The 11,510-nt window shown below is 44.5% G+C and carries 10 protein-coding genes and 1 tRNA gene; 8 read left to right on the top strand and 3 right to left on the bottom strand.

Annotation, left to right across the window (positions count from 1 at the left end; translation table 11 throughout):
- The 6 genes from AACT52_RS09965 to AACT52_RS09940 form a co-directional block, all read left to right on the top strand.
- A partial coding sequence (locus tag AACT52_RS09965; RefSeq protein WP_233153900.1) for a HEAT repeat domain-containing protein occupies positions 1–576 on the top strand: 576 nt, incomplete at its 5' end.
- A gap of 16 nt (positions 577–592) precedes the next feature.
- On the top strand, positions 593–943 hold the full coding sequence (locus AACT52_RS09960) for a hypothetical protein (protein WP_233153899.1): 351 nt from the start codon (positions 593–595) through the stop codon (positions 941–943).
- A gap of 162 nt (positions 944–1,105) precedes the next feature.
- Positions 1,106–1,330: a type II toxin-antitoxin system HicB family antitoxin gene (locus AACT52_RS09955; RefSeq protein WP_073630518.1), complete on the top strand. Its 225-nt coding sequence runs from the start codon at positions 1,106–1,108 to the stop codon at positions 1,328–1,330.
- 462 nt (positions 1,331–1,792) lie between these two features.
- Complete coding sequence (locus AACT52_RS09950; RefSeq protein ID WP_073630516.1) at positions 1,793–2,269, top strand: hypothetical protein; 477 nt, start codon at positions 1,793–1,795, stop codon at positions 2,267–2,269.
- 381 nt (positions 2,270–2,650) lie between these two features.
- Entirely contained in the window at positions 2,651–3,037 is a 387-nt protein-coding gene (locus AACT52_RS09945; RefSeq protein WP_443216626.1) for a hypothetical protein, read from the top strand.
- 585 nt (positions 3,038–3,622) lie between these two features.
- Complete coding sequence (locus AACT52_RS09940) at positions 3,623–4,795, top strand: pyridoxal phosphate-dependent aminotransferase (RefSeq protein ID WP_073630514.1); 1,173 nt, start codon at positions 3,623–3,625, stop codon at positions 4,793–4,795.
- A 137-nt stretch (positions 4,796–4,932) separates the two neighbouring features.
- On the opposite strand, the gene nblS is transcribed toward AACT52_RS09940, so the two are convergent.
- The 3 genes from nblS to AACT52_RS09925 all read right to left on the bottom strand — a co-directional run bounded on the left by nblS (position 4,933) and on the right by AACT52_RS09925 (position 10,153).
- Positions 4,933–6,858 (bottom strand): two-component system sensor histidine kinase NblS, encoded by a 1,926-nt coding sequence (gene nblS, locus AACT52_RS09935; RefSeq protein WP_073630512.1) that lies wholly within the window; start codon positions 6,856–6,858, stop codon positions 4,933–4,935.
- A 378-nt stretch (positions 6,859–7,236) separates the two neighbouring features.
- Complete coding sequence (gene purD, locus AACT52_RS09930) at positions 7,237–8,508, bottom strand: phosphoribosylamine--glycine ligase (RefSeq protein WP_073630511.1); 1,272 nt, start codon at positions 8,506–8,508, stop codon at positions 7,237–7,239.
- 409 nt (positions 8,509–8,917) lie between these two features.
- A complete protein-coding gene (locus AACT52_RS09925; protein ID WP_073630632.1) occupies positions 8,918–10,153 on the bottom strand; it encodes a tetratricopeptide repeat protein in 1,236 nt (411 codons plus the stop codon).
- Between the two features lie 234 nt (positions 10,154–10,387).
- On the opposite strand from AACT52_RS09925, the gene AACT52_RS09920 reads away from it, so the two are divergent.
- Entirely contained in the window at positions 10,388–10,990 is a 603-nt protein-coding gene (locus AACT52_RS09920; RefSeq protein WP_073630507.1) for a chromophore lyase CpcT/CpeT, read from the top strand.
- Positions 10,991–11,307: 317 nt separating this feature from the next.
- Positions 11,308–11,379, top strand: a tRNA-Cys gene (locus AACT52_RS09915).
- The last annotated feature ends 131 nt before the right edge of the window (positions 11,380–11,510 follow it).

The following is an 11,510-nucleotide window of genomic DNA, read 5'->3' as shown; positions in this document are numbered from 1 at the left end:
GATGTGCGAGGTGCAGCAGTCCAAGCATTAGCCAGCAACTTCAAAGATGACAAAGATACCCTCCCCTGGCTGAAACAACGCGCCACTGCTGATGATTCGGATGTGCGAGGTGCAGCAGTCCAAGCATTAGTCAGCAACTTCAAAGATGACAAAGATACCCTCCCCTTCCTCAAAGAACGCGCCACTGCTGATGATGATTGGTTTGTGCGAGGTGCAGCAGTCCAAGCATTAGCCAGCAACTTCAAAGATGACAAAGATACCCTCCCCTGGCTGAAACAACGCGCCACTGCTGATGATAAGTCGGATGTGCGACGTGCAGCAGTCCAAGCTTTAGGCAAAAATTTCACCTATCAGCCTGAGTTGTTTGATATTTACTACAACTGCGCTATCAATGACCCCTATGAGCATGAGAAGAACAGTGTAACCAATCCTCGGCGAGTTGCACTTGAGATCATTATCAAGCAACATCCTCACCATCCCCAAACTTTACCACTATTGCGCGACAGAGCGGAGAATGACCCCGATGAGCAAGTGCGGAAGTATGCTCAGGAGAAGTTGGCAGAATTAGAGAAGTAGAGTAGTCATAAAAAATATGAACAACGCTGCAATTCGTCAGCAAATCAACCAATACCTTGATGAATTATCTTCGGAACGCCTAGAACTGGTTGCTGATTTTTTAGCTTATCTAGCAGAGAAAGAGAGTGAAGAAGCAACCCAAGAATTACTCGATATTCCAGGTTTTATAGAATCTTTTGAGAGGGGTAAAAAAGATATTGCCGAAGGTCGTTTAAAAAATTGGAGGGGAACATCCCAATTTTGCAAAAAGACCTGGCGATTAGAAATCGCGGCTACACAAACCAAGTCCCTTCGGGTTCGCCAGTTGCCTACGGCGGGAGACCCGCCTTCAGCACTGGTCTCACCGCCTACGCGGACTAATTTTTAGCCTGCGGAGGCAGGCTTTGTTTGTGTAGCCCCAGACTTATAGTCTGAGGGCAATATCAGGTAAGGACGGGAATGATGCTAAACCTTACCAGGACAAAGACGTTAATAATGCACTTCGAAGGATAGAAGAAATTAAAAAAGCTCAACAAGAGGAAGAACAAGAATGAATTCTCATTACACCATAATTATTCAGTGGTCTGACGAAGATGATTGTTTTGTTGTCAGTTTTCCTGAATGGGGAGAGTTTTGTCATACCCACGGAGACACCTACGAAGAAGCTCTTAAAAATGCTCAAGAAGTGATAGAAATGTTAATTGAGACATCTTTAGAAAATGGTGAAGCTCTGCCAGAACCTCAAACGCTAGTAAAATCCTGGAAGGTAGCATAGAAGTACAATAAACCTCTTACAAAAGTCAATTTTATGAAAAAAAACCACAGATGGACACAGATGGACACAGATAATTTATCTGCGTGCATCTGCGGTTATAAATATCCATTAATCATACTTTGGCAAGAAGTCTAATGAGCAAAAGCAGGAATACGCCCATGAATACACCTACCCAAACAACAAAAGTTTAGGACGAAATCATTGACTTTATTGCTGCTGGAACCACACCCCAAAGTGTCATTGAGCACCCCACCCCTTTATCCCCTCCCCGCTCGCGGGGAGGGGAGCCTAAGCGCAGCTTTGGCGGGGTGGGGTTCTTCAGGAATGATAAGTAATCAACCGAACCTGATATGAGAAAGTAAAAATTGAATTATCAAGTTGTGTAATTTGATTAACCAGTGGGAATCCTAAAAGTAGCAGACATTGCTACTTAACCACTAGAATTTCCACGGTAATTATACAATGGCATACCAAAATATCACCGCTTCCCTTTCGCCTGAAGATATGCAACAAATCAAAGCAGCGTTGCAAACAATTCAAAAGAAGCTACCTTTCCTGATTACGTTGAGTACGGAAGAACGGCGCAGGTTATTTAAAATGGGCGACAAAAGTTTAGCCTTTGTCAACAATAGCCTCACGGCTGCTCAATCTAACCCCGATATTTTACCAGCAAGTTTTGACCTTGAGGAATTTGTCCGGGATTATCAATTAGCCGCTACACTCACCGAACTTTTGATTGCACTGCGGCAACTGAGCGAACAGGTAGATGATACCTTATTAGCAGTGGGTAGTGAAGCGATGAGCAGCAGTTTGACGGTTTATGGCTACGTGAAAACCGCTGCTAAGAAGACTCCTGGTTTAAAAAGGCTTGCTGAACAGTTAGGCGATCGCTTTAAAGCAATCAGAAACAAACCTGTCAAACCTGCTTCTGAGTCTTAAGATTTGCAAAACGAGGTGTCTTTTTTCGTCCATGAGTGTTTATGACTCATGGACGAGTGTTTATGACTCGTGGACGAGTGTTTGGAACTCGTGGACGAGTGTTTGGAACTCGTGAATGAGTGTTTGGAACTCGCTGACGAGTGTTTGGAACTCGCTGACGAGTGTTTGGAACTCGCTGACGAGTGTTTGGAACTCGCTGACGAGTGTTTGGAACTCGCTGACGAGTGTTTGGAACTCGCTGACGAGTGTTTGGAACTCGCTGACGAGTGTTTGGGATTCGTGAACGAGTGTTTGAACTTCATCAATGAGTCTTTGAAACTCGTGGATGAGTATTTTGTACCCAATCTTGTGAGTCAATGGCTAAAATCAAGATGTTTGCATATGAAAGCTCAAGCTGTGGACACTGCAACTTGCCCTCGTTGTCATCAACCCGTGAATTCCCAAGCTGTCACCTGTCCTCATTGTGGTAACCAGTTGAAAGCTTATGGACATCCTGGGATTCCCTTACACCGCGCCACTGGGAAGGAATATCTTTGTGACAGCTGCACTTACCACGCTGACGATACTTGCAATTTTCCCCAACGTCCTTTTGCTAAAGAATGCATTCTCTACGAAAATATCGAAGAAAGTAAGCAAGAGTTGCAACAGCAGCGTTACGCCAACAGCTTTGGTGCAACTGTGAGAAGCTGGATGAGACGCAATCAGGCTTTGGTTTTGCTGTTGGTTCTATTATTTGTATGTTTGATGATTGCTTTGTCTACAACTTGACTATACAGGGCTTATTCTTATGCTTAGACCACAAATCGTAAGGTGGGCTTTGCTCATAAAAGCCTATGTGATAAACATTTGAGATATTAATGAGCAATGCCCACCCTACAAAAAACTACTCATAACTCGGGGTTGCCTTTGGGGATTAGGGGCAGGGTGTACTCCATTTAGGTGCAAAGCGCTGTCAGTGCATAAGTCAAAGAAAACTCATCTATTACATATTGTTAGCAGTTTTCCGGAGGAGCAAAGAATAATGGCAACAGAAATTGTTGTCAAACATAACTTGTTGCTAAAAATATTGCTAAAAAGGAAAATCTTGCCTGGTTAAATCTAAGAAATTGCTGGAAGCTAAACAAGTAAAGCTTTCCAAGCTTAACTGAGCTTCAGCAAACAAGGTAGGAGTTAAAATCACATAATTAAAATTATGTCAATGCGTAAGTTCTATTTTGGTTAGTTGCTACTCGCACACCGTTAGGGCAGTGTGCCACATCTAATTTAGAATACTTAAGACTTTACATTTCCAGAAGCAACCGTCTTTAATAGCAAAACGATTATCCTAATACTTTAAGTTTCACAGGAGAATAAATGTATCCATCTGCTGAGCGATTACATCATTTTCGTACCTCTGTGATTCGTGAAATGACAAGGCTTGCAATCAAGCATAAAGCCGTTAACATGGCTCAAGGATTGCCTGATTTTCCCGCCTCTCCTGAACTGATTCGGGCTGCGTGTCAGGCGATGGAAGAAGGACATAACCAATACACAAATACCTGGGGAATTCCAGAACTTCGCCAAGCAATCTCAAGTAATCTCCAAAACTTGTACGATTTATACTATGACCCAGAGGAGCAAATTACCGTTACTTGCGGCGTCTCGGAAGGGATTGTCTTGGCGATGCTTAGCTTAGTTAATCCAGGTGATGAGGTTATTGTCATAGAACCATTTCATGATAATTATCTCCCCGCCATTAATTTTGCACAAGCTAAACCAGTTTTTGTCAGGTTGGAACCGCCCTTTTTCCAACTCGATCCAGAACGCCTACGAGCTGCCTTTTCAGATAAAACCAAGGCGATTGTTATCAATACACCTCATAATCCTACTGGACGTGTTTTTACAAGGGAAGAATTAAACCATGTAGCGAGTCTTTGCCGAGAATTTAACGTTGTCGCTATTACGGATGAAATTTACGATCGCATTACCTACGACGAACACCAACACATTCCTCTAGCAACTCTTGATGGAATGTTTGAGCAAACTATCACTATTAGTGGTATGAGTAAAACCTTCGCCGTAACCGGATGGCGGCTTGGCTATGTCTGTGCGCCTTCCAACTTGAGTGCAGCCGTTCGGACACTACATGACTTTACAACAATTTGCGCACCAGCCCCCTTTCAGTACGCTGCAGTAGCTGCATTGGGATTGCCAGAGTCCTTCTTCAAAACTCAAAAAGAAGCATACACTATCCGACGAGATCGGATACTCAAAATTCTGGAAAAACATGAATTTCTCGTACAGCCACCTCAAGGCGCTTATTACTTAATAACTGATTTTAGCCAATTGGACTTTTATGGAGATGATGAGAAATTTGCCAAATACCTAGTTGAGGAAGTCGGAATAGCCGTTGTACCAGGTTCTAGTTTTTACTCCACACCGGAAGTTGGGCGAAATACAGTCCGCTGGTCCTTCGCAAAAAAAATGGAGACCTTTGATGCAGTCGAACAAAGGTTGCAAACTCTCAAGAAATACTCGTTGAAATGACCAAATAATTCGTGATTGTAATTTGATTTGTGTTGGCGCAGCCTGCGCTTCGCGCATAAATCAATTGGCTCAGATTCCCGACTTCTTTAAGAAGTCGGGAATCTTGTTGTTCTTGCTATATTACGTTCAAAAGGTGGTTACTTCTTAACATGAGACGCTTCTTCATCAAATACCACTAAGTCGAACCAAAAAGTCGTGCCAATGCCAACTTCACTGACCAGATGCATTTTACTGTGATGCTTTTCCATAATATTCCTAACAATAGATAGCCCTAAACCAGTGCCTTCTAGAGTATGAACTCTGTTTTCTACTCGGAAGAAGCGGTCAAAAATGGCTTCTTGGTCTTCTGGGGCAATGCCAATTCCAGTATCAGAAATTTCCACTCGCACCTGAGGTATTTGATGGTCGATAGAGTTGGACTTTGGTACGATTTGGTAGGCGCGGAGGGCAACTTTCCCACCCGCATTAGTGAACTTGAGGGCATTACCAACCAAATTAGCCAACACTTGCAACAACAAATCGTAATTACCCACGACCAGTGGTAAGCTAGGAGCAACTTCCTGAATAAGTTTAATGGCTTTGTCCCTAGCATTCAGTTGGTAAGTACGCACTGTCTGCTCGATCGCTTGCGCCAGATCCACTCCATCGAAGTTATAGCTGCGACCAGATTCCAACTTGGACAAATCCAACACATCATTCACTAAGCGTGTCAATCTATCAGTTTCATGATTGACAGTGACCAAAAACTCCTTCCTTTCTTGAGTACTTAACTCTTCCCCGTAGTCGTGCAAAGTCTCAATCACATATTTGATAGCAGATAAGGGGGTTCGCAGTTCGTGAGAAACGTTGCTGATAAATTGGTTTTTTGCCTCGTTCAGTTCTACCTCGCGCGTGATATCTTGTACGGTGATTGCAATACCTTTGATACTCTCGCGTTGTTGGTTGACTTGGTTGACAACGGTAGTCAAAAGAATGCGGATAGTTCTTTTAATAGGTTGGTTAAGGAGAATGCGAAATTCAGCGCTTTCGCATTCTCCTGCTGCCATTTCATACAAAGGACGGGTGATTTCCATTTCCACCGTTGAAGGCAAATGATGCAAAACGTTTTCGCCTACAACCTTAGCCCCTTCCCAGCCGAAAATTCTTTGTGCTGTGGGGTTAACTAAAATCACCTGCATACTGTTATCAATAAGGACGGCTCCGTCGGCTATCGTGGAAACTAGAGTTTCTAGCTTGGCTTTTTCCGCCGTCAGTTCCTCAATATTTTGTTCCTCATAGCGCTCCAAGCGCTCTGCCATCTCATTAAAATTGAGAATTAATTCCCCAAGTTCGCCTCCTAGTGGTAAGTCAATTTGCTGCTTGAAATTTCCCGCAGCAATTTGTTTTACCCCTACCAGCAATTCTTTAATTGGCTTGGTAATTGTCAAAGCGTTAATCACCCCTCCCAAAATCACCATCACCCAAATTGAGATAAAAACGGCAATGGTGACATCGCGGGTGAAATTTGTCGAGATCACTGCGGCGGGGTTGGGGTTAATCCCAATTGCCAACACACCCAAGTATTTGCCATCTGTAGTGATTGGCACAAACACATCGGTGACTTCCCCATCAGGCGATCGATGTTGTCGCACCATCGGCTTTTCTGCATCAGCAGCATAATCCTCTGGCAATTCTATCCGCCGTTCAATAGTAAGGGAGGTTTCTACCTCCGGTTCCCAAAAGGGAAGACCGAAATAGATTTTCCCCGTTTCATCAGCATACAGCATATAACGCACGCTCGACGTGCTGCTGTAGAAGCGTTGGGAAAATTGTGCTACCTCGGTGAGATTGTGGTCAGCAATCAGCGGAGCAACGTTAGCCGCAAGCAGCAGCCCAAGGTCACGACCAAAGCGAGTATCATTCAGACGTGCATCCTGCTGAATTGTATTGACAGCCCAGAAGGTCAAACCACTCATCACCAGAGAGACCACTAAAGTGGCGGCTGCTAAAAGTTTGGTCTGGAGAGTGAACTCCGACCACCAATTCACAATTGCTTCTCTGATTGTTTTTAAAAGAGCTAGCATCTTAAAAGGTTAAAAGTTATTATGGTGCTGACAATCAAGGTAGTAGGAAAATATATACTTTACCCAATACCTATTAGGGTTTGCTCAGGGTTTGACTTGTTAGGGCGAAGATAGTTCTCCATTTATCCCTATCAAGGATCGAAACATATACCCCAACAACTAAAAATTAACAGCTTATTTGACAAACAACTAAGGAAGAGCTGGAGATGAGGGAGATGGGGGAGATGGGGGAGATAGGGGAGAGGAGGCAGACAAGGGAGATAAGGGTTCCGGAGGGAGATGAGGCAGACAAGGGAGATCGGGGAGAAACTCCTAATGCCGTACCTTATGAATGCCGTACCTTATGAATTGATTTGTCCTCCCCATCCCCTCCTCTTCTTACCTGATTCGATGACCGATATCTCGGCGATAATACATCCCCTCAAAGTGAATACACTGTATCCCAGCGTACGCTTGGGCAAGCGCTTGGTCGAAATTTTCTCCCACTGCGGTAACATTTAACACGCGACCGCCATCTGTGACCAGTTGTTCTTGGTTCAAGTTTGTCCCAGCGTGAAATACAGTCGTTCCTAGTGCCTCTGCCTGCTCAATGCCAGTAACGACTTTTCCTTTTTCGTATGCTCCCGGATAACCACCAGAAGCAGCAACCACCGTGACAGCCGCCCCCTGCTTCCAAGCGATAGGTGGCATTTCAGCCAAGCGTTGCTCAACACAAGCTAAGATTAACTCTTCTAGCGGTGTTTCCAACAGTGGTAGCACCACTTGTGTTTCTGGATCGCCAAAGCGACAGTTAAATTCCAAAACCTTAAAATCACCTTGAGGAGTCATCATCAACCCAGCGTAAAGCACACCTCGGTAGTCAATGCCTTTAGCTTTGAGTGCGGCGATCGCTTTTTCCAAGACTTCCTTTTGAATTCTTGCCATCACCTCTGGCGTCGCAATCGGCGCTGGGGCATAAGCTCCCATTCCACCAGTATTTTCCCCCGTATCACCCTCACCAATCCGCTTATGGTCTTGAGCGGGCTGCAACGGGCGAATTGTTAACCCATCCGTCAGCGCTAAAACCGAAACTTCTTCCCCAGTCAAGCATTCTTCAATAACAACAAATTTCCCAGCACTGCCAAATTCCCCGCCGAACATGGCATCAATCCCCGCCTGTGCTTGTTCCACCGTTTCAGCAACTATGACACCTTTACCAGCTGCTAAACCATCAGCTTTAACAACAATCGGTGCCCCTTGTGCTTTCACATAGGATTTTGCCGCTGCTGCCTCCGTAAATACCGCAGCCCGTGCCGTCGGAATTCCTGCTTCCTGCATCAAGGCTTTTGCCCAAGCCTTACTAGCCTCAATCTGTGCGCCTGCTCTCGTTGGACCAAAAACCTTTAGACCTTTTGAGTTGAGGTAGTCTGTTATGCCTTTTGCTAAGGGCACTTCTGGTCCTACCAATATAAGAGAAATGCCCTCATCCAAAGCAAATTGGCTGATCCCCTCAAAGTCATCTACTGCTAAGGGTAAGTTTTGGCAGCCTTTTATACTTGCCGTACCTCCGTTTCCTGGCGCACAGACAACTTGCTCAATTTGCTTTGATTGCAACAGTTTCCAGGCTAGGGCGTGTTCTCGCCCTCCATTACCGACAACTAAAACTTTCACTGATATCCTCTTGGGTTTCTTGCAAGCGAGAATGCCCAATGGCTACTCGCCGTACAATTTTTCATCAATTCTGATAATTGTGCAAGTCCCTTTGCCTTCCTTGCCTCATGAGATGATAACGGAGAGCAGAATTCACCACTCACGAGTCAGGAGGAGCCAGCACGAATGACCGAAAAAGAAAAGGATACAAGCCCCCAACGCGCGGTCATGCACAGGAAAAAAAGCACAAGCTAATTATTCAAGCCCCCGTCAACATCCTTTGGGGTCTTCTATGCGTGAATGAGCGAATGCGTGAATTTTGAATTCCCCCAAGTGGTTGACTTTTGACTTTTGACTTTTGACTTTTGACTTCCCCGTTCGCGCAGCGTCTCCGATAGGAGAAGGGGTGACGGCTTTCCCCTCATCCTTCCTACTGGGAACTTTGCCCAGATGTTTTTTGAATTTGCTGGGTGAAGTATGCTTGGTCATAGTTCAACTGTTGCGCTATCTCCAGCCCTTTTTGAAAAGCTGTTCGTGCTTGGGGATAGTCTTTGCGTTGCAAATGAAGTTGCCCAATTTGGTCATAAGCATTCATTAAACCGTAAAAGTTGGCAGATCGCTCCTCTGCTTGCAAGAGAATTTGGCTTGCTTGCAAAGCCTCCTCCACTTGTCCTTGAGAACGGTACAGTGCAATTAATTTCTGCAAAATCTCCCCAGCACGAACAAATTGCTGTGATTGCCAAGCTGTAGTGTAAGCTTCTTCATAGTTCTTGAAAGCTTCTTGCAGTAAGCTGGGATTTTCCCGTGCCAAAGCTTCATAATCTGAGCCAATAGCCTGCTTTAATGCTACTAACTGGATCTGGTTGTTTTCTTGCTGATAAACTTCTGCTAGTTTATTACGTATCTTTACTGATTTTTCTGGTTGGTTTGCTTGTTTGTAAATGTAAGCGAGCTGTTGTAGATATGCTATTTCGTTAGCGCGATCGCCTCTAGAGGAAGCAAAAGTTAGCAATTGCTCATAAGTAGCCCCTGCTGATGCGTAATCAAACCAACCTAGATGCAATTCTCCAATGGTCTTTAGGGTGTTTACTTCTGCTGTGGTATCTCCTTGCTGTCGCACTCCTACCAAAACTTGATCGTAAACTTGCAGCGCTTCTTTAGGCGATCGCACTCCTTGGTAAGCTTGACCTATAGCTTGCAAAAGTTGTAAATCTGGTGTAGTCTTTTGCGATTGAGCCTCTTTTTGGATTAGTTGCAATCGCTGTGTGATATACTGCACTTCTTGGCGCTCGTTTTCTCTCCAAGCGATGTCACCGACTCGCGACAGTGCTTGTACCTCTGCCAATGGACCTAAATAACGGCGTAAACGCAGTTCCCGGTTCCAGATATCAAACGCTGTTATCCTATCCCCTGTTTGTAGTGTAGTTGTAGCTTGTTGATTGAGCTCATCCAGCGCCGCCTCCAACTTTTGACTCTCTTGCGGAGTCAGCGGCTGTTTATCTTTTGGCGAACGTGGTAACAGTGGATCGGGTGTGGTGAGCTCCAGTGGATTAGGAGGGAATTTATCTGGCTGTGTAGGCTTTTTGCTCGCTGCTAGTGTCGGCGAACTGCAAAGCAGACACAATGTAGCAGTGGCTGTCATGGTAACACTTAAGCGCCGTAGCATGGACATTTTACCTTTTTGTTGCATTACTAACTTGCTCAACTGTTGCGCGGTAGCGCAACTACAAACCTATTACCTATCTGACGAGAGTCAGCAAAAAATTCTCCTAAGAACAACCACAAGCTATAAAATATTCCATAATACAATTTCTATTTTGTCCGGCTACATACTGGTAAGCTTTTTATACCTGGTAGCTTTGTTGACCAAATCCAAAATTCAGAATCTAAATTTGATAGAATGACTAATTCTACGGATATAGCAACTTTAGCCCGCTGGATGGCGGCAGATTTCAGCAATCAAGAACAAGCTTTTGAAAACCCGCCTTTTTTTGCTCACATTCGCGTTTGTATGCGTCCTCTCCCCTTGGAAGTCTTATCTGGGATAGGTTTTTTTGTTGAACAAGCTTATGACTATTCGCTTAATGATCCTTATCGCTTAAGGGTACTGAAGCTGGTGAACACAGGAAAGCACATCGAAATTGAGAACTACAGCGTTAAGGAAGAAAAAAAGTTTTACGGCGCATCCCGTAACCTTGAACGCCTCAAAACCCTAACTGCTGATGATCTGGAAAAACTACCAGGCTGCAATATGATTGTACAGTGGACGGGTCACAACTTTAAAGGCACGGTAGAACCAGGTAAAGGCTGCATTGTCGTTCGCAAAGGACAAAAGACCTACCTGGATAGTGATTTTGAGATTGATGAAGACAAATTTATCAGTCGCGATCGCGGACGCGACCCGGAAACCGATGAGCATATCTGGGGGTCAGTCGCTGGACCATTTTACTTTGTCCGCTGGGCAAGTTTTGCAGATGAAGTCAAACTAACTCCTGAATCCTGAGTTCCAAAGTCCTAAGGGAGTACCAAAAAATAAATTATCCATTATGTAGGGTGGGTTAGGCGTACGACAGTTGAGGTTTTACATGATAATTAAAGTGCGCCGTAACCCACCATTGTTTGCGTCACTACAAATTGGAGATTTTTTTAATTGCAAGTCCCTAAGAGACTGCTTTAAGCTTTACCCAACAAAACCGAAATTCCACATGGTTGTAATCAGTCTACTTTTTGCGTACAATGAGAAACACACCTGTAAATCGAGCTAGTTATAAGCTAAATTTCAGGAAATATTCAGTTGTGTGACGGCGCAAGCCCATAACTGGCGGCATAGCCAAGTGGTAAGGCAGAGGTCTGCAAAACCTCCATCCCCCGGTTCAAATCCGGGTGCCGCCTTCAAAGAAATATAAGCATTACAGGGCTTTGAAGCCCTTTTTTAATGGTAGTTGTAGGGCTTGTTTCCAGAGCCTTCCAATATTTTTGGGGTAATTTTGGGTAGTTTGGGGAAACAACTGGGGTAAAACTGG

The organism is Scytonema sp. HK-05 (genome assembly GCF_963872035.1).
Lineage (GTDB): Bacteria > Cyanobacteriota > Cyanobacteriia > Cyanobacteriales > Nostocaceae > Kalymmatonema.
Note: the sequence above shows the minus strand (reverse complement) of the source record. Positions and strands in the feature narration are given on the sequence as shown.

What these genes read in the sequence shown, in the direction of transcription:
- AACT52_RS09960 (WP_233153899.1), top strand. Translation starts at nt 593, where the DNA reads ATGAACAACGCTGCAATTCGTCAGCAAATCAACCAATACCTTGATGAA.
- AACT52_RS09955 (WP_073630518.1), top strand. Translation starts at nt 1,106, where the DNA reads ATGAATTCTCATTACACCATAATTATTCAGTGGTCTGACGAAGATGAT.
- AACT52_RS09950 (WP_073630516.1), top strand. Translation starts at nt 1,793, where the DNA reads ATGGCATACCAAAATATCACCGCTTCCCTTTCGCCTGAAGATATGCAA.
- AACT52_RS09945 (WP_443216626.1), top strand. Translation starts at nt 2,651, where the DNA reads ATGAAAGCTCAAGCTGTGGACACTGCAACTTGCCCTCGTTGTCATCAA.
- AACT52_RS09940 (WP_073630514.1), top strand. Translation starts at nt 3,623, where the DNA reads ATGTATCCATCTGCTGAGCGATTACATCATTTTCGTACCTCTGTGATT.
- nblS (WP_073630512.1), bottom strand. Translation starts at nt 6,858, where the DNA reads ATGCTAGCTCTTTTAAAAACAATCAGAGAAGCAATTGTGAATTGGTGG.
- AACT52_RS09925 (WP_073630632.1), bottom strand. Translation starts at nt 10,153, where the DNA reads ATGCTACGGCGCTTAAGTGTTACCATGACAGCCACTGCTACATTGTGT.
- AACT52_RS09920 (WP_073630507.1), top strand. Translation starts at nt 10,388, where the DNA reads ATGACTAATTCTACGGATATAGCAACTTTAGCCCGCTGGATGGCGGCA.